The sequence below is a fragment of the Anaerococcus vaginalis ATCC 51170 genome (assembly GCF_000163295.1).
GTDB classification, from domain to species: domain Bacteria; phylum Bacillota; class Clostridia; order Tissierellales; family Peptoniphilaceae; genus Anaerococcus; species Anaerococcus vaginalis.
The window spans coordinates 425,627-443,992 of record NZ_GG700527.1 but is presented as its reverse complement, the minus strand read 5'-3'; the positions used below and the strand labels follow the sequence as shown (position 1 = coordinate 443,992).

Sequence of the window (18,366 nt, the reverse complement as noted above, 5' to 3'; positions counted from 1 at the left end):
TTTCTTCAAAACTTTCTTCATCTATATATCTATTCTTTTTAATAAGGTCATTAATTCTTCTTGCAACATTAGACCAAGATAGTAGTATTTCTTTTGCATTACCTTTATTATATTTTATTCCCTTCGCATCGTGCCACTCACCACTTTCTCTTGCAGCAGATAGTACATGAGAACTTCCACCTACGCCATATTCATTTTTCAAGAAATCTGCTTGTTCTTTTAAATCATGCTTTTCAGTAAAAAATTCATATATTCTTTTCTTTCCATCAGAAAACCCGCTTCCTCTTTTTAGGCTTTCATCTATTTCATCTTGTGTTATAAAACTCTGAATAGGTGCAATATCCTTTAAATTTGACCTATATAATTTTCTTTCTATTTCTAAATCATTGATATCATTATAGATTTTAGATAATTTATAATGATGAAATCTTAAAATATCAGGATTAATCTTATATTCTTCTAAAAATACCTCGTATTCTTTTCTGAGTTTATTTATAAAATTTTTATCTTCAAGTTTTTTCCCGAGATTTTCTTTTTCATCTGGGAAGCCTCTTCCTTTTATATCATTAAGAATCGCTAAATATCTATCCTTAGTTTCATCAGTAAGATCTCTCTTTAAATACAATAATTTTTCTGCTATTTTTTCTCTTTCATATGTCGCACTTTCTACAATCTCAACATTGCTAGCAAATTCTCCTCTATCTAATAAATTATTAATATTATTAGCTAAATCTTTCCAAGAAACTATTTGCCCTTCTCTATATCTTGCCTCATCTCCATCTTTAAAAATTGCTCCTTCCTTTCCAAACCATGCAGATATCTTTCTTCCTTCAATTTCAAGACCATTGGCTCCCCTATATATTTCTTTCAAAAAGTTTGCCTGTTCTTCTAAAGATTTACCCTTAGAAAATTCTGCTATTACTGCTAATCTTCCATCTTCATGATTTCCTCCATGTATTAAAAATGTATCTATTTCTCTTTGACTTATTGGATTTGAGAAGGATATTTGCTCTCCATGATTTTTAGCAGAAAAAAAGGAAGTAGACTCTACTTCCTCATTTTTTAGATTAGGATTATCTCCCTTTCCCCTATTTCTTGTAGGGTCATATCCATGTTCTTCTTCAATCTCAGATATTTCAGATAGTCCTCTTCTTTCAGTTCTTCTGTCAGACCCCAAGTTTCCATCATTTTGACTTCTTCCCTCGTGATAAAGTCCTCTATCTCTTTTTCCTTTGATAGAAGATGATCCATCAATGTCCCTTGCAAATACATTATCTGATAATCCTCTTCTTTGTTCTCCTTGAGAAAGTTCAATCTCATCCTTCCCCATCTGTTGAGTTTCTTTAAATCTATTTCCTTGGGAATTGCCATATTGGGTATTAGGACTTCCATGCCTTCCTCCAATTCTTCCATCTTGTATGTCCCTCCCTGTCTCTCGAAGGAATTCTCCTTGACGATTGGTGTGTAAATCCCCTCCTCCATGAGGTATTCCTTGCCTGCCAATGTTAATTTCTCTTTCATCTTCCAAGCCTCCTTTAAAATTTATTTCACCGTTTATATCAGAACTTAATTTATTATAACGCTCCTTAAGCTCTTTTGTCTGCTCCAAATCTTTTCTTTCTTGAATTTTCTCTAAAATTTCTAATCTTTTTATTTCCCTTCCCAAGTCAAGTAAGATATTTTTACTTATGTTAGAGCTTATACTTAATACTTTGTCTACGTCCGAACTTGATATTTTAGACAGTAAGGACAAGTTTTCTTCTTTTAGCTGATATGAAATCTCCATTCTCTCGCTTATGGAAATTTTTACGGATTCTTTTAACAAATTAAAAAGGTCTACCTTTTGAATGCTTTTTAAACTTTCATCAGATAGACTTTCTATAATTTTATTGAATTTTCCTCTAACATTACTTTCTACTAAGGCATCAATTTTATCTTCTTGGCTTAATAGAAGATTACTATCTTTTTCTTTAAACTTATCTATCAGTTCATCTAATAAGTTTAAATGCTTTTTGCTATCATATTTCCATAGCTTTAACTCAGAAATATTATGATTAATACTTACTGTTTGCCTTATGTCGAATATATATTTTATTTTTCCACTATCTATATCTAAAAGTGGTATTCCTTTTTCGCCTCTTTTAACGCTTCTACCTATACTTTTCCAATAATCAAATTCTGCACAGGCTGTTGCTTTTGGATCCATATTGTATATAGATATTTGATGTATATATGGATACTTATAGTTATTGCCTGATACCTTTAAATATTCCTCATATTTTTTTATATCTTTCTTAAATTCTTCTTTTGCAAGATAGATTGTTCTGCTTAAATCTACTATATCATATCTTGGCATTTTATCCCTCCTCATTATAGTGATAAAAATGAACTAAATTTTTATATATTTATTTATTAAACTTTATTTCTTTCTATTTTTTAAATTTCTGTAAGCAAAAGATAACTTTAAAATGTCATTTACTCTATCTTTTTATTACAATAAAAAAAGTGATTAGATTTTTTACTTTTTTAATCACTTTAACTGCCTTTATTCTATTACTTCCAACACAACATTGCTTTTTCTAACTTTGAAAAATTGCAATTTGCTCTTCTTATAATTCCTGTTTTCTTTTGATTTTTGTATATTTTTCTACCTTTATCAAGATCTTTGTTTTTATTTTTAAACAAAAAGCATATTCTTTTTGAAATAAGTCTTTATATCTGATATCTTCAAGTTCGTTAAAATCAATTCTTTCATAACAATCAGTCGGTACAGGAATCATTTTCTTAATATCCAATATAGATAATATGTGCATTTTTTCTTTATCAGAATAATATCTGTAAATATCTCCATCTATAGTAATACTATCATCGATCACTTCATAAATTAAAAAATGCTCATCAGAAACATTCTTTCATTTTTTGCGTTTTCCTTTGCAGAAGAAATTGGAATAAAAAAATAGAAAGGTTTTAACCTCTCTGTTTGCTTTAATATTTTACCTTTGGGATGTAGATAGTGATACACCTTCTTTAATGCTCCACCTTTAACGGTAGCGGGACACCATCTTTATCTGATAAGAGTATAACGTATATTTATAGTAATGTCAAATAAGCAAATTTCCTAATGCCTACTCGTTTATCACTTATATTATACCCTATTTCTTTCATAAATCATTCCTTTCTTAATTCCTATAATTATATTCAAGTTTTTATAATCAATTTACTTATAATATTTACATATAGTATTTTTTATTTCTTCTTCAATTTCTTTTAAAAAATTCTCTTTATATTCCTTACCCTTTGCTATATCACTTAATCTCATTTCCCATTTTGCTGTTGTCTTTGGAGATTTAAACTCATCTATAACTATAGTCACTAGGTTTAATCCCTTTCTAGTTGATATTAGGTTTTTCTTTTCTCTTTTTATATAACCTTTGTATATCAAATTTTCTATTATTCCCGCTCTTGTAGCAGGAGTACCAAGTCCTTTTCTCTCAACTTCAACATCCTTAACTAATTCATCATTCCCAGCTATTTCCATTGCTTTTAAGAGTGTGTCTTCAGTGAAGTGTTTAGGTGGATTTGTATACTTCTCTTTTATATCTTTATTTTCAATATATAAAAAATCTCCTATTTTTACATCAGGAAGTTGTATATCTTCTTTCTTCTTTGATTTATATTCTTCTAAATATTTTGTAAATCCTTCTTCAGCAATTATTTTATAAGTGTTTATAAATTCAAACCCGTCAAATTCAGCCACTATCTTTGTTGTATTTTCTACAAGTGGGTATCCAAAACTTGCATAGAGTTTATTTGTTATAAGTCTATATACTTTGGCTTCACTTTCCGGAAGATCTGAAATATCCTTATTTAACGAACTTATCGTTGGAATTATTGCATGATGATCTGTAACTTTTTCAGTATTAAAAACAACCTTAATTCTTTCTGTATCAAAATCATTTTTCCCTATAATATTATTTACAGTGCTTTCTATCATGTCTACTGTCAAATATCTTGAATCTGTTCGTGGATAGGTAATATACTTCTTTTCATACAGGCTTTGGGCATAATCTAGGGTTTGTTTTGCACTGTATCCAAAATACTTATTACATTCTCTTTGAAGTGTTGTTAGATCAAAGGGCAGATTAGGCTTTGTAATCTTTTCTTTTTTAATTACATCGGTTATTTCAATTTTTTCTCCGATTAAATTTTTAAGCTGCTCTGCCACTATCTTGTCATCAATTCTATCTGTCGACAGTGTAAATCCATTCATAGAAATCTCCACTGTATAATATTTTTCTTTTTTAAAACTATTTATCTCATCATCTCTATTCACAATCATTGATAAAGTTGGTGTTTGTACTCTGCCTACACTATAATTTTCATTATATAGACAGGAGTAAAGTCTACTTATGTTCATTCCAACAAGCCAATCAGCTATGGCACGAGCCTTAGCTGAATCAAAAAGATTATCATAATTACTTCCATCTTTTAAGTTGCTAAATCCTTCTTTTATGGAAGAGTCTTCCATTGAGGAAATCCAAAGACGTTTCATTTTCTTCTTACAATTTGCCATCATATATACAAGTCTAAAGATAGCTTCTCCTTCTCTACCAGCATCACAAGCATTAATAATGGTGTCAACTTCATTACTATTCATTAGCCTTTTAAGAATATTAAACTGTTTTTTAGTTGTCTTCGTTACCTCATACTTGTATTCTTTTGGGATAATAGGTAAATCTTCAATTCTCCACTTCTTATATCTTTCATCATACACATCAGGATTTGCCATTTGTACTAAATGTCCAACACACCATGAAACAATATATCCGTTTCCCTCATAATATCCATTATTTCTATTTTTTGCTCCTATAACTTTTGCTATTGATGCTGCAACACTTGGTTTTTCTGCGATTACTAATTTCATTTTTCCTCCTTTAATTTTTTAATAAAAAAATGAGAGATTAAATTTTCAATCCCTCATCTTTTTATAGCTCTACTGATTTTTTATTTTTTCTATAATATTTATTCCATTATCTATTACATCTTCAAACTTTATGTCTCTAACATAAAGATTTTTCTTCGAATAAGAATTCCATCTGTATAAAAAAGCTTGATCCGTTTTTAGCATTCTCATTAAACTTATGATTTTATCTATATCAAATTCTTAATTATACAATCAATCATTTCAACTTAGCTTTACTTATATATTAAGTTTGTGCTGTCGTTTTGTTCATCGTTTTTTATTAAAGTTCCAGAATTCTAATTGTACTTTTTTTATAAATTTACACGATAATTGAGTTTATTGTTGTCCTTAATCTACTGCTTAAATCATTGAGAAGATTAAAATTCATCTTCATCTGGAATAATTTCTGTATCTTCCTTATCTTCAAGATCATAATCCTCCCCTTCAGATTCATAATCATCTTCTAATTCATTATAATCTTGCTCCTCTTCAAAACTTTCCTCTTCATTTTTTTTATAGATTTTGAAGTAATATCCTGCACCCATTACACCAACAATAATTAAACCCATAAATAAATAAAGTCCTACCCCTGATTTCTTTTCTTCTTTCTCCTCTTTCTTCGGTTTTTCCTCCACCGGTTCTTCTTTTTTCACTACTTCTTCTTTTGGCTTTACTTCACTTTCTCCTTCAATCATATTTAGTAGATCTTGTTCTCCAACTTCTGTTAGTAATTGTACATTTTCTTGATTTTCCGAATGATCTACAATGAGGTGCATAGTTTTTCCACTCTTTGTTTGAAAGGTTAAAAATTGTCTAACATCTATTGGATTTTCCTTTTTTTCATCTCTTGATGTTTGATCTTCTACTTTCGGTGTAATATCCTGTCCATTTTTATCTACATTTTCTATAACTGTTCCTCTTGCCTTATTTTCTTTTGTAGCTAATGGATTAATTGCTTTAGTATTGCCACCTTTAACAAGTTTAGATGGCTTTTCTTTTTTATCTACTTGCTCATTTTTTATGTTATTTTCTTGTATTTTCGGCACTTCCTGATAAGGAATTTTTTGACTCTCATTAGATGGTTCATATATATCTTCATCAAATAAGCTTTCTAATTCTTTACTTTTTTCTGGCAAATAAATATCATTTGACTGATTTTTTATTTCATTATCATTGCTCTTAGCTATGGATATGCTTGGCATACTTAATAGTAAAAGGAGTAGCACTAAGGCTACCCCTAATCTTTTTTTCTTCATAGTTATCTCCTTTTCTTACTTTATATTCTTAAAGACATAAACTGCCTTTCTGCTATTATCCCATTCTATACTTTGATCTTTTTCATCTCTTATATCCCCACAGCTTGCATTAAAAGCTTTAGCTATATTGGAAATAGATGCGTGAATTCTTCCATTTATAATTACAGGTTTAGTGTCAGAATGATAAATGTTTCCTTGACTATCTTTCATAACACCAGTATCTATATTTAATCTTAGAGTTTTTTTAGGTAAGGCTGTATTTTCTTTATTTGAAAAGATAGCCTCTCTCTTACTATCATCATATTCTACATTAAACCCAAGAGTATAAGCTGCATATCTAACAGGTAGCATAATGCGATTATCCTTAATATATGCTTTTACATCCATATACACAGTAGTTTTCTTTCCATCTTTTATAATGTTATAGAAGTTTTTGTTTACTTGGAAAACTGCAAATTCTTTTTCATCTTTAACTTGCTTTTTGTCTTGTTGTTCCTCTTGCTTTTTCATCTTGTTAAGATCAAATTGATTTAGAATGTTCTTATCATCAGCTTTCAAAAGTTCGTCCCACTTCTTATCTTGAGATTTCTTATCTTCTTTCTTCTCTTTGTTTTCTTTTTGGAGTTTTAGAAGTTCATCTAATTTTTTAGATAAGTCTTGATTTAGATTTTTATCTTTTTCATCTTTAGCTTGCTTTTCAAGTTCTTCTTTCGATTTTTTATTTGCTTCCTCGATTAACTTCTTTGCTTCTTCAATTTTCTTATCTAACTCTTTTTTTAGCTTTTTAATTTCTTCATCAGAAGATTTTTGTTTTTCTTCTAGTTCTTTAATCTTATCTTCTAATTCTTTTTTCGTCTTTTCAGAAGATTCTTTTAAACTATCAATAGCCTTTTGAAGCTCTTCAATTTTCTTACAGCATTCTGACTTAGTCTTTTCTATCTCTTTCTTTTTAGACTCTAGGTCTTTTATCTTAGTATCTTTTTCATCAAGGGCTTTTTCTAAGTCCTTAATTCTATTGTCTTTATCCTCAATTTCTTTAGTCTTCTTTGCAAGTTCTCCTTCTAAAGACTCGAGCTTTTCTTGCATTTCTTTGATTTTATTTTCGTTTTTATCGGTATTCTCTTTCTCAGCTTCTAACTCCCATTTTGTAGATGAATAATCTTCTTTTAGTTTTTCATTTTCATCTTGTAATCTTTTTAATTCATCTTTAAGCTGAGTAATTTCTGCTACTAGTTCATCATTGTTAGAGTTTTTAAGATCCTCAATTTCTTTATTCAATTGAGCTATCTTATTGTCTTTATCTCTAATCTCTTCTTCTAGCTTAGCTTTTTCTTGTTTTAGTTTCTCCCCATTATCTTTGCAAGATTCTAACTTTTCCTTTAATTCATCTATCTTTGATTGGTCTTCTTGTTTCTTATCATTTAAGTCTTTGATCTGATTTTCTAAATCCTTAATGTTTTTAGTTAAATCATCAATCTTATTGTCCTTTTCATCAATATCTTGTCCTGTCAAATCTGTTTGAGTATCAATGGAATATTTATTTGGATTGTATATAGTCATCTTTCCTTGATACATATCATTGTTATAATCAAATTCAAGTTCTACACTATCTACATTCTTATCAAAGACAAATTCTCCATTTTCATAACTTAATCCATTAGGAATAGATTTGAATCCTTGATTTCCGTTGAAACCAAAATGATTTTCGTAAAATGGATTTTGTTTTGGTCTATACTCAACTTCTTGATCATGGAATACTCCCTTACTGTTAATATTTGGATTGCCTAAAACTTTTATAGTGTGCAATTTATTTCTTGAAAAAGCATACTGTTCAATTGTCTTCACAGACTTAGGTATAGTTATTTCTTGGAGGTTATTTCTTTCAAAAGCATTATGTTCAATATTTGCCAAAGTATCAGGTAAAGTCACTTCTCTAAGTCCACAGTTGAAAAATGCTAAACCACCAAGATAAGTTAGACTATTTGATAGTTTTACATCGTCTATACTTGCTTCGTAAAAGGCAGCATAACCTAAATGCTTAACAGAATCAGGAATAATTACTTTATCCCAATGTTTGCCACGTCCAAATTCTCTTTTATATCTAAGTTCATCGTTTGAATGACTTAAAGAATAATTTCCATTTACAGATTTCGTTCCTTCAGGAAACACTAGAATATTTGTCTTCTCTTTCTTTTCTAAGCCTTTATCACTAAAGGCAATTATATTTCCCTCAGAGGAATACATAAAATCATCTTCCGTCCACTCCACCTTATCATCTGTTTTTGCATATACAGGACTTACAGCAACTATATTCACTAGACTTACAAGTAGCATCATTACAGCTAAAATCCCACTGGTTATTTTTTTCATAAATTTTCCTCACTTTCATTTATATCTTTTTTTTTAAGTTCTTGTCTTTCTCTATTTTCTTCTTCCTTATTTTTTCTAACAATAAATAAAAATTCATCAAGAGATATTTTTCGACTTCGAAATTCCTTGATGACCTCTAAATTTTCTATTTCTTCTTGTTCCTCTACTAATAACTGAAGTTCTATTTCAATTTCTTCTTTTTTCTTTCTTAATTTCTTCTGTTTTTCTATGTTTCTGATTAATTTTTTATTCATAGATTTTTACTCCTTCCCCTTATTTTGGTCTACCAAAGGAATAAAAGTGATTTTTCCAGTATCTTGAGTTTATACTGGTATATTGGATAGGATCTCCTGCATGGAGCATCATTCCATTTCCGGCATATATCCCTACGTGAGAAATTGGCGTACCGGAATTATATGTGCCTTTAAAGAAAATAATATCCCCAGGTTTTGCCTCGCTTGGAGATATTGGATTACAATAGTTTTTATAAATAAGCCAAGCTGTAGTTCTTGGCATTCTCTTTACACCAGACTTTGTAAATGACCAACATACAAAACCTGAACAGTCAAAGTTAGATGGTCCACTTGCTCCAAACACATATCTTTTACCTATATGCTTTTCTGCTTCATTAAATAAGGCTTTGGCAGTTTCAGAATCAAAAGCAAGACCGGGATTTCCAAAGTTTGGATTGTCTATAATCTCTCCCAAGTTCCCATAGCTTGATCCAAAATATCCACTCATATTTCCCTGACTATCAAGTAAAGCTAAATAATGAGCCATATTTGTTTCATAGTTTGCAAATTCTTCTCTTGCTATTTCATCAACACTTTTCTTTTTTATAGTTAATGTTAGAATTCTATAGGTATATGGATTTCCTTCACTGTCATATTTTGTAATAGACTTTGAAGTATATTTTTTCTCATACATTTGATTAAATAGTTTTTTTAATTCCTTTTGTATCTCTTCAGCTGACTTAATCTCTCCATATCTTGCTGTTAAATAGCTAAAAAGCTCGTGTAGATCATGACCAACAGAATCTCCTTTTATATGATATTCATCATAATTTGGATAATTTTCTTTAATACTATCTATTTCATCTTGTAATGCATATTCATAACTTGTAAATTCATTATTAATATCCATTAAAACTTCTTCTTTTGATAGATAGCTTGTAGCTATAACATTACTTGTTAATCCTGAAGTAAGACTGCCAACATTGCTAATTCCTTGAAATAGCATAAAAAAAAGTCCTAAAATACAAAGAGCAATTAAAATTTGCTTATATCCTTTGTTTTTTAAAACTTCCAATGTTTTCTTTCCAATATTAGCGAAAGATTTCTTTATTCTATTTACTAAACCTTCCCCGTGTTTCTTCCTAAAATCTCTCTGAAACTTCTTTTTCATAAAAAATCGATTCAATTTATTAGAGTTTTGATAAGCTTTAGTCTTCTTCAATTCTTCAAAATTTCTTTGAAAGAGGAGTTTACTTTCTTTCTTATAAATTTTTCCTTCTAAAGATTTTATTTTTCTTTGAGTTTTTAAAGGTTTTTTTCTTCTAAAATGGCTAATTTCTCTGCCTACAACTTCGGTAGTTCTACTAAGCTTATAAGCAGCGTTAACGCCTGCATTATCATCTTTCCCACTATATAGATAGTTTGCCGTCATAGCACTCGCAAAAGTAATAGGTTTTTCTAAACCCGCTTTTTTTGACTTTTTCTTATCCTTAATTAACTCTTTTTCCTTTTTATTCTTTTTCTCATATAGTTTTGATACTTTATCTTCCTTTTTATAAAACTTATCTTTTTCACTTTTGTTATCTTTTTTAGAATGGAATTTAGTTTTATTTTTTGTATCTACCTTATTTTCTTCAGATACATTTTTAGAATCCTGTACTTCTTTTTTTGTCCTGGTGTATTCTTTCTTTGGATCAAAGTTGCTTTTCTTTATAGTATTATCAAAAGCGTCTTTTATTTGTCTTTTCTTTCCCTTGTTTTTATTAGAAATTCCACTATGATTTAAATCAAGTTCATCTACTTCAAGATTCTCATTTTTTATTACGTTTTTTTCCTGTTTGAAGATTTCTTTTTTCGTGCCTATTTTTTCTTGATTCTTTTTATTTATATTATATTTATCTTTATTTTTTTCAGATTCACTTTTAAATCCTTCAGATAGGCTATCCTGTCTAAATTTCCCACTAGAAACCCTACCCATTAGCATATTTTTTTCTTCTAAATTTCTAACTTTGCCTTTGAAATATTTGCTATTTTGTTTTTTATTAGTATTCAGATCTTGAATTATTTTTTTATCTTCTTCATTTGCCTTATATGATAAGTCTTTTCTTCTAAACTTCCCATTTAAAGATTTTAATTCTGCTTTTTCCCCTTTGTCCTTAAACTGACTTTGAGATTGATAAAGTTTTTTTAAGGTGTTTTTTTGAAAGCTTTCTTTCCCTTTATTACCAAGAATAGAAGAACCATCCCAATTTTTTCTTTGCACATCAGAAGATGGTAAATACTTATAGTCATCTCTTGTGTCCCTATATGATACATTGCTATCACTAAAGTTCATGTCATAGCGATCTATGACACCATCATTATCTGAGTCCTGCGATAAGGGATCATATGTTGAACTTACCTCTATATTAAAATTCTTATCTTCTTCTTTTCTAAATCTCCTTATTTTTTTATCTGGCACATCATTAAAACTTTCACTCTCAACGTTTTTCTTCAATTTTAAATTACTATTCCCCTTGTAATTTTTTTGGGGAGAAATGCTACTTTTTATATTAGAGTTAGTTGAAATTACTCCATTATTAAAATCTTCTTTAAAATTACTTAGCCTATATTCTGTTTCTTGCCCGTGATATTCACCATATCTACTTTCCTCATTTTCTTCCATTTTTCTATGCTGCCATTGCGAATATTCCGGCTGATATTCATTATGATAGGAGGATTCTGCAAATTTTTCCTCATGGATTTTTCTTTGTCTTCTTTCTCTATTTGGCTTTTCTTTTTCTTTGAATAAATCCTGACTATTTTCTTGCAAATGATCTGAGTAATATTTAGAGTTTTCAACATTATTGTCTATGTTGTTCCTGCTTTTTACTTTATTTATTTCTTTTTTTGAAAAATCTAATGGTCTCTCTGTATCACTGAATTTTTCATTACTTTCTTCTTTCTTTCCTGATATAAGCTTGGTCTTTGGTACATCTCTTGGGTTTACTTTCCCTTTCTTTTTCATATATACCTCCTATTTCATATTTTTTTCAATCCTTTCTTTAGCTATTTGACAGTAGTCTTTGTTTATGTCAATTCCAATATATTCTCTGTCCATCCTAATAGCTACCATTCCAACAGTTCCTGAACCCATAAAGGGATCAATAATTAAGCCTTTTTTAGGACATCCTGCTTTTATACAAAGTTCTACCAGTTTTGGTGGAAATACAGCATAGTGTTTTCCTTTAAATGCACTGGTGTTAATAGTCCAAATATCTCTATTGTTTCTAAACTTAGGGACATTATCTCCTATATATTCTCCATACTCTCTTGCTTCATTTATGCTCTGTCTTTTAGCTCCTGTACCTTCTTGTAAATACTTATTATCTTTTCCTCTTGCCCTCATATATCTTTTCTTGCTTATTTCTTTTATTGGTTCTTTCATCGCGTCAAAGTTATAGAAATACTTTCTTGCTTTTGATAGTAGGAAGATATGTTCATAGGACCTTGATGGTCTATCTCTACAAGACTCAGGCATGGCATTTTCCTTATGCCAAATAATATCGCTTCGTAAATACCAACCGTCCTCTCTTAATTTTAAAGCTAGTTGCCAAGGTATCCCCATTAAATCTTTTGCCTTGTAGCCACTGAGTTTTTCTGTAATAAACTCTTTTTGACCACTTCTTCCTTCTATGTTTTTAGGATCTTTATATTCTTTTTTGCTTCTTGTCCCTGCATAAGAATCTCCAATAACTACCCAAAGTGTTCCTTCTTTTTTTAATACTCTTTTTACTTCTCTAAAGACTTCAATTAATTTATTTAAATATTCCTCCGGACTTTCTTCTCTTCCAATTTGTCCTTCTGCTTTATAGTCTCTAAGTCCATAATATGGAGGAGATGTAATACAGCAATCAAATATTTTATCTGGAAATTCCTTTAGAGCAGAAATTGCATCTAAATTAATAATATAGTTAGTTTTTAACTTCTCTCTGTCTATCAATTTCTATCCCTTCCTTTAATTCTTCTGGTTTAGTTGTCATTAACTTATACAATTTTGTATCTTTAGGGAATCTATCTACAAAAGGTACTATTGTGTTTCCGTAGAATAGTAATCCCTCTCCCTCATTGGAATTTGTTACATAGGATAACTGATAAAGAGATATATTTAACTTGTTCGCTAAAATTTCCCTATCACCACTAGCTTGATTAAGCATTAAGATAAAATCTGTGTTATCAAATATATTTTCTATTTCAGGACTGGCTAAAAGGTCCTTTACATTTTGTGTTAATCCTGTTGGAATCCCACCCCATTTTCTAAATCTTTTCCAGATTTCTATGGAATATGAGGCTGTTTGTTCTTCTCTTAAAAGCAAATGGAATTCGTCACAGTAATATCTGGTTTCCTTCTTATTCCTATTAATAGTTACTCTGTTCCATACTTGATCTTGAACAATTAACATACCTATTTTTCTAAGTTGCTTTCCTAATTCCTTAATGTCATAGCAAAGAATTCTATTGCCTGTATCTACATTAGTCCTATGGTTAAATACATTAAGACTACCTTTGACATAAATTTCCATTTCTACTGCTAATTTTTTCCCTACCTTTTCTTCTTGTTTTAAAAGTAAATTATATAAATCTTCTAAAATTGGCATATTTTCAGGAATAGGATTGTCGAAGTAATTCTTATATAATATTGGAAGACATCTATCAATTACTGAAGTTTCTTCTGCACTTAACCCTTCCTTTCCTACTACAAGTTCAAACAGTGAAAGAATAAAGTCAGACTTTAAAGATAAGGGATTGTCTTCATCGGCATAGTCTACATTTATATCCAACGGGTTTATATAATCCTTACTTGTTGGCGATATTTTTATAACTTCTCCACCTAGTGCCTTAGTTAAATTTCCATACTCCCCTTCCGGATCACATATAATGATGTCATCTTGTGTGATTAAAAAAGCATTGGTAATTTCTCTTTTAGCCGAAAAAGATTTACCACTACCAGGCGTTCCAAGTATTAAACCGTTTGGATTCTTTAAAAGCTTTCTATCTGTCATAATAATGTTACGACTTAAAGCATTTAATCCGTAGTATAAGCTCTCTCCTTCTAAGCACAGCTCTTCTGTTGTAAAAGGAATAAAGACTGCTGTAGAGCTAGTTGTAAGTCCTCTTTTTATTTCGATTTCATTTTTTCCGAGTGGCAGGGAGGAAATTAGTCCTTGTTCCTGTCTATAGTTAAGATTTTTCAATACACAATTATGTCTACCTGCTATTGAATTTAGTTGAAAAATTATATTACTCAATTTCTTTCTACTTTTTTCCATATTTGTAAACAAAATAGTTATGACAAACATTCTCTCATTATGATTTTGAAGTTCTACTAACAGTTTCTTAGCATCATTACCATAGGTAATTAAATCGCTTGGAAGAATATCAATATCATATCCTGATCTTATAGCCTTCTTATTTTCTTCAATTTTCATTTTATCCAAGTCTGTTATTTTTCTTTTAATCATCTTTATAGCTTCTGTTTGATCAATGGAATTTATATGAAATGTTACAATCATATTTTCTTCAACTCCTAAAAATTCTGATAATAATCTATCTGATAATTCAGGTGCTAGAATTTGTAGAAAGTTTACTTCTCCAAAGTATTCTCCAATTTTAAATTGATTGTTAGATGAAAAGTTAAATGATGCTGGTACTATATAATCCTTAGTAGATAGTCCACTATATTTTAGGTCTTCAAATGAAAAAACAAAATTCTTATTTGGATTTAAGATATCGTGAATAACCTTTAACCTTTCATATCCACTTAATACATAAGCTTTTACTCCCATCTGCTTAAAGTTATTTAATATATCCATTTCCATTCTTTCAAGTCTTGTAGTTGCCTCTTTTAAATCTTGTGCTTGTAAGCTAAAGGTTATATACATATATTTAGTAAGTCCATTATTTCCTTTTTGACTCTGATTTTTTAGCATTTCCCTGTACTCTTTTCGTATTTCATTATATGAATCGTTTCTATCCGGAACATTGATGTTTTTTTCTACTTCTTCATTTTTTCCTATGCGATTAATATATGAAAGTTCTATATCAACACTTGGATCAAAATAGTTTAAAAAACTTGAAAATTCATTAAATATACTTTCCTTATCTTCTTCTGTTGAAAGCTGGTAGTTAATATCTAAAAAACGTATCATTTTATTAAATTTGTTCTTCTCAACTTGGCAAATCCCATTTCTCAACATTCTTAAATAAGGGATTGTTTCCTGAACGCTCTTTTTCTTCTTCCCACCAAAAAAGGAAAGCTTCTTTTTGGGCTTTCCTTTTTCTTTAGAAATATTTGCTTTTTTCATCTTTTTTTGACTTATACTAATGCTTTTTAAATCTTCTTTTTGTTTTTTTAAATTTCTTTTTTCTTGATTTAATTTTTTCTGTTGTTTTTTCTGTATTTGATTCATTTACTCCTTTCCTTTCTTTGTTTCTTTATATCATAAATACATTCTGTCTTGTATATCCTTATACTTGTCTGTCTTTTCTTATCTATAATATACTTTAAATATTTTTCAAAATAGATCCCGTCCTTTTCATAAAGAGTTGCAAATATTATAGGAAAAGACACACCTATCATAATTAACATAGATAGGTCATTAGGCAGCACTTTTTTTACCATTAAATATACTGGAAAGCCTATTAGACCTGCAATTGTAAAGCCAATTAATTGTCTTTTTGTTAGATTTAGAGCTACCTTTGTTTTTACTTTTGTTAAGTCCTTTGGGACATTTACATAAGCCATTATTCTAAACCCTCTAAGTAAAAGCCATATATGTCTTCTCTGTTCAGATCTTCTAATGATTTTCCCATATTCACTGCTATTTCTAAGACTTTTTCATTCGTTTCTTCTCTATTATCTAAAACTTCCAATGTTTTTCTTATAATCATTCTATTTTGTATTTCTCTTGTAATATATCCCCCTATTAAAAGTATTGGGAGTCCTATTGTTCCAAGTGTTTTTAAATTAATTTTTTTGTCCTTTTTTCTTCTAATTTTCATCATCTTCTCCTTTTTTATTAATGAGCATTTAAAATTGATTTTGCAATACTTCCTGATTTCATCATAGTTATACCAAGTATTAAGGTGTATCCTAGTAATTCAAAAATACTTTTGTGTATGTCTGATATATTTAAAGTCTTAACAAGTACGGCATAAATTCCTACGCATATAAGTAGGAATAAACCTTGCAAGCCAAGTGCGAAGAGCCCTCTTATATAGTTTGTTCCAATACTTCCCCATTCTTTATTACCCATTGTGGCAAAAGGTATGGCGCAAACTGAAGTATAAATATATATTTCTATCATCCTGCCGTATAGAATAACTGTAATTAGTATTGATATCCCTTGAATTATCATCTTTACAATTGATGTCTCTAGTACTATAGTCATTAATTTTCCTATTGACTCTCCTTTTAGGCTATCTACCATATTAGCTATATCACCTGGAGAAACTTTTGCACTAGCATTTGCCACACCTGCTGCCTTTCCTATTAAATTCTGTGCCACATCAAATACTGCCATAGAAAAGTCAAAAGCATGAGATACAAGCCATACTGCTATCCACATTTTTATCATATATTTAAAAAAATCAAAGGTATCTGTGTCATGCATATTATTTTTGTTCATTACCATTTGAATTAATTCAATACATAGTACAGCCGTTATGATAAGACCTGCTATGGGAAGTATAACATTTTCTGAAATAGACTTTATGAAGTGGAAAACCTCCGAGTTCCATCCACTCGGAGTCTTTCCTACCTCATTTGCTATCGTTGATACTTTGTCATTTATATCAAGGAGCATTCCGCTTAAATTTTCCTTGATCATATCAATAAGTATCTCCGAAAAAAACTCTTTGATCTTATCTACTATATTAAACATTTTATTTTAACACGTTTGCTAATAGCGGTATTAGTTTTAAACCTATGAGTACAATTCCCCCTCCAGCCATAAGCTGCTTTATACCTTGAGATTTAGCACCAGGGTTGTCATTCCCATAACCTTCCATCAGGTTGATAACACCCCATGCTCCAAGTCCTGCACCAATTGCTGTAACTAATATTTTTAATACATTTACTGCTTGTGTAAAAAATTCCATTTATATTTCCTCCTCTTTTTCTTCTTTTTCAATTTTATTTATGTGCTTTACTATAAAATTTTTAAATGTCTTGTCTTCTTTTTTTGTTTCCTTAAAATATCCAAAAATATGGATGTATTCTCCACTTTTAAATTCCTTCACACTTTTTGCCTTTTCCCCGTAGAGATTACAGTAGATATATTCTTTTTTAACCTTTCCTTCTTCTTTGTTCTTCCTAACTATTGTGAAGTTAGCTACCTCTTTTTCTCCTTCCTTTGTATCTATTGCAGTTGTTTTTATTTCTCCTACTAGATTTCCATTAATATTTAGCATTTCTCTTTCCATTTGTTCTATCTCCTTTATTCCATAAAAAAAGCGATAGTTTTCTCTATCGCTTCTACTTCTAATTCATTAATATTTCATTTTTCTCTGTATCTTATTTTTTCGGCTCATCTCGTATATATTTCATTCTTCCTCCTTTGGGAATAAAAAAACACCGAAATGTTTTTTTCGGTGTAAATTTCTCTATTTAATTTTATGGTTTTAGTAATTCTTTCCAGTTTTCTATAAAGCCAACATGCCTTAGTTCAATATTTTCATATCTTGCTATTAGTTCCGTTAGATCATGATAAAATTTTTTGTAATTTTCTTCTTCAGAAACTATTTTAAGATTAACTAATGTAGCAAATATTGTATTGTTTGAAATATTCTTTTTTAAATATTCTTTATATAGCTTTGGTGATTTTGTAAGCTTTGCTCCATATAGCCTGCCATAATGGGCACATATATTTCTTATATAGGCAAAATTTTCTATCCAAGATTCAAAGTAATGGTAGTCTGTATGAAAGACTTTTGCAATTTTACTTTTATCTTCATTTTTCATATTTTTATACATTTTAGATAAAGTTCCAAAACTTGCTACTTCTATCACTGCATAGAGCGGAATTTCTCCACCTTCATAATTGTCTTTAAAGTTTTTTATAAATGGTGAGCGTCTATTTCTTTTTGTTTCTCTTTCTAAATCATTTAATGCTTCTTTATATCTGTTTTTATATTTTCCCACATTTGACAAATCTTTGTAGCCAAAATTTCCATATTTTAAAGAAAAATAGTTTGTGATAACTGCTCTTAAAGAAACTTCAATATGTTCTATTATTTCAAATATGAGTTGTCTAAGTTCTCTATCAAATTTATATAAACTTACAATATCTTCAAAACTTATTCCTGATATATATCTTCCATCTTTTTTTAATGTGATACTATAAGCTTTAATCAGCCTGTAATAGGATATTCTTCCAAGAATTTTCTTAGCATAAGTTTTATCTTCTACTAAAAGTCCTAAGTCTATTAAATTTTTTACTTGATTTTCTATACTAATCGGTTCTTGATGAATTTTTTTCATTTTTTCTCCTAAAATCAAATGACC

General features: G+C 29.5%; 16 protein-coding genes. All 16 read right to left on the bottom strand.

The genetic code is table 11. The annotated features are described in order from the left end of the window. Window positions 1–1,062 precede the first annotated feature (1,062 nt). Entirely contained in the window at window positions 1,063–1,371 is a 309-nt protein-coding gene (locus HMPREF0078_RS09365; RefSeq protein WP_350310033.1) for a TnpV protein, read from the bottom strand. A 1,238-nt stretch (window positions 1,372–2,609) separates the two neighbouring features. Further along, on the bottom strand, window positions 2,610–2,876 hold the full coding sequence (locus HMPREF0078_RS02160; RefSeq protein WP_004838440.1) for a type III toxin-antitoxin system ToxN/AbiQ family toxin: 267 nt from the start codon (window positions 2,874–2,876) through the stop codon (window positions 2,610–2,612). A gap of 341 nt (window positions 2,877–3,217) precedes the next feature. Further along, the gene (locus tag HMPREF0078_RS02155) at window positions 3,218–4,924 is read right to left on the bottom strand and encodes a DNA topoisomerase 3 (protein WP_004838439.1); all 1,707 of its coding nucleotides are present in this window, start codon (window positions 4,922–4,924) and stop codon (window positions 3,218–3,220) included. Window positions 4,925–4,993: 69 nt separating this feature from the next. After that, window positions 4,994–5,128: a hypothetical protein gene (locus HMPREF0078_RS09310; RefSeq protein WP_277260963.1), complete on the bottom strand. Its 135-nt coding sequence runs from the start codon at window positions 5,126–5,128 to the stop codon at window positions 4,994–4,996. Between the two features lie 212 nt (window positions 5,129–5,340). Next, window positions 5,341–6,219 carry a CD1107 family mobile element protein gene (locus HMPREF0078_RS02150; RefSeq protein WP_004838437.1) on the bottom strand — a complete coding sequence of 293 codons (879 nt, stop codon included), beginning with the start codon at window positions 6,217–6,219 and terminating at the stop codon, window positions 5,341–5,343. Window positions 6,220–6,234: 15 nt separating this feature from the next. After that, window positions 6,235–8,556, bottom strand: coding sequence for a leucine-rich repeat protein (locus tag HMPREF0078_RS02145; protein WP_407647771.1), 2,322 nt, complete (start codon window positions 8,554–8,556; stop codon window positions 6,235–6,237). 29 nt (window positions 8,557–8,585) lie between these two features. After that, window positions 8,586–8,843 carry a hypothetical protein gene (locus HMPREF0078_RS02140; RefSeq protein WP_004838435.1) on the bottom strand — a complete coding sequence of 86 codons (258 nt, stop codon included), beginning with the start codon at window positions 8,841–8,843 and terminating at the stop codon, window positions 8,586–8,588. 19 nt (window positions 8,844–8,862) lie between these two features. Continuing rightward, window positions 8,863–11,829 carry a C40 family peptidase gene (locus HMPREF0078_RS02135; RefSeq protein ID WP_004838434.1) on the bottom strand — a complete coding sequence of 989 codons (2,967 nt, stop codon included), beginning with the start codon at window positions 11,827–11,829 and terminating at the stop codon, window positions 8,863–8,865. Between the two features lie 9 nt (window positions 11,830–11,838). Next, entirely contained in the window at window positions 11,839–12,804 is a 966-nt protein-coding gene (locus tag HMPREF0078_RS02130; protein ID WP_004838433.1) for a DNA-methyltransferase, read from the bottom strand. Then, window positions 12,776–15,271 carry a VirB4-like conjugal transfer ATPase, CD1110 family gene (locus HMPREF0078_RS02125; protein WP_004838432.1) on the bottom strand — a complete coding sequence of 832 codons (2,496 nt, stop codon included), beginning with the start codon at window positions 15,269–15,271 and terminating at the stop codon, window positions 12,776–12,778. Before HMPREF0078_RS02125 ends, HMPREF0078_RS02130 begins: the two co-directional genes overlap by 29 nt. Then, window positions 15,268–15,606: a PrgI family protein gene (locus HMPREF0078_RS02120; RefSeq protein WP_002838958.1), complete on the bottom strand. Its 339-nt coding sequence runs from the start codon at window positions 15,604–15,606 to the stop codon at window positions 15,268–15,270. The genes HMPREF0078_RS02125 and HMPREF0078_RS02120 overlap by 4 nt, the downstream gene beginning before the upstream one ends. Further along, complete coding sequence (locus HMPREF0078_RS02115) at window positions 15,606–15,863, bottom strand: hypothetical protein (RefSeq protein ID WP_000702456.1); 258 nt, start codon at window positions 15,861–15,863, stop codon at window positions 15,606–15,608. Before HMPREF0078_RS02115 ends, HMPREF0078_RS02120 begins: the two co-directional genes overlap by 1 nt. 17 nt (window positions 15,864–15,880) lie before the next feature. After that, the gene (locus tag HMPREF0078_RS02110; RefSeq protein ID WP_004838430.1) at window positions 15,881–16,744 is read right to left on the bottom strand and encodes a VirB6/TrbL-like conjugal transfer protein, CD1112 family; all 864 of its coding nucleotides are present in this window, start codon (window positions 16,742–16,744) and stop codon (window positions 15,881–15,883) included. A 1-nt stretch (window position 16,745) separates the two neighbouring features. Then, the gene (locus tag HMPREF0078_RS02105; RefSeq protein ID WP_002838961.1) at window positions 16,746–16,961 is read right to left on the bottom strand and encodes a Maff2 family mobile element protein; all 216 of its coding nucleotides are present in this window, start codon (window positions 16,959–16,961) and stop codon (window positions 16,746–16,748) included. Continuing rightward, window positions 16,962–17,285, bottom strand: coding sequence for a hypothetical protein (locus HMPREF0078_RS02100; RefSeq protein ID WP_002838912.1), 324 nt, complete (start codon window positions 17,283–17,285; stop codon window positions 16,962–16,964). Between the two features lie 190 nt (window positions 17,286–17,475). Continuing rightward, on the bottom strand, window positions 17,476–18,342 hold the full coding sequence (locus tag HMPREF0078_RS02095; protein WP_039920397.1) for an Abi family protein: 867 nt from the start codon (window positions 18,340–18,342) through the stop codon (window positions 17,476–17,478). Window positions 18,343–18,366 lie beyond the last annotated feature (24 nt).

What these genes read in the sequence shown, in the direction of transcription:
- HMPREF0078_RS02145 (WP_407647771.1), bottom strand. Translation starts at nt 8,556, where the DNA reads ATGATGCTACTTGTAAGTCTAGTGAATATAGTTGCTGTAAGTCCTGTA.
- HMPREF0078_RS02155 (WP_004838439.1), bottom strand. Translation starts at nt 4,924, where the DNA reads ATGAAATTAGTAATCGCAGAAAAACCAAGTGTTGCAGCATCAATAGCA.
- HMPREF0078_RS09365 (WP_350310033.1), bottom strand. Translation starts at nt 1,371, where the DNA reads ATGGCAATTCCCAAGGAAATAGATTTAAAGAAACTCAACAGATGGGGA.
- HMPREF0078_RS02135 (WP_004838434.1), bottom strand. Translation starts at nt 11,829, where the DNA reads ATGAAAAAGAAAGGGAAAGTAAACCCAAGAGATGTACCAAAGACCAAG.
- HMPREF0078_RS02120 (WP_002838958.1), bottom strand. Translation starts at nt 15,606, where the DNA reads ATGGCTTATGTAAATGTCCCAAAGGACTTAACAAAAGTAAAAACAAAG.
- HMPREF0078_RS02140 (WP_004838435.1), bottom strand. Translation starts at nt 8,843, where the DNA reads ATGAATAAAAAATTAATCAGAAACATAGAAAAACAGAAGAAATTAAGA.
- HMPREF0078_RS02110 (WP_004838430.1), bottom strand. Translation starts at nt 16,744, where the DNA reads ATGTTTAATATAGTAGATAAGATCAAAGAGTTTTTTTCGGAGATACTT.
- HMPREF0078_RS09310 (WP_277260963.1), bottom strand. Translation starts at nt 5,128, where the DNA reads ATGCTAAAAACGGATCAAGCTTTTTTATACAGATGGAATTCTTATTCG.
- HMPREF0078_RS02100 (WP_002838912.1), bottom strand. Translation starts at nt 17,285, where the DNA reads ATGGAAAGAGAAATGCTAAATATTAATGGAAATCTAGTAGGAGAAATA.
- HMPREF0078_RS02125 (WP_004838432.1), bottom strand. Translation starts at nt 15,271, where the DNA reads ATGAATCAAATACAGAAAAAACAACAGAAAAAATTAAATCAAGAAAAA.
- HMPREF0078_RS02115 (WP_000702456.1), bottom strand. Translation starts at nt 15,863, where the DNA reads ATGAAAATTAGAAGAAAAAAGGACAAAAAAATTAATTTAAAAACACTT.
- HMPREF0078_RS02150 (WP_004838437.1), bottom strand. Translation starts at nt 6,219, where the DNA reads ATGAAGAAAAAAAGATTAGGGGTAGCCTTAGTGCTACTCCTTTTACTA.
- HMPREF0078_RS02105 (WP_002838961.1), bottom strand. Translation starts at nt 16,961, where the DNA reads ATGGAATTTTTTACACAAGCAGTAAATGTATTAAAAATATTAGTTACA.
- HMPREF0078_RS02095 (WP_039920397.1), bottom strand. Translation starts at nt 18,342, where the DNA reads ATGAAAAAAATTCATCAAGAACCGATTAGTATAGAAAATCAAGTAAAA.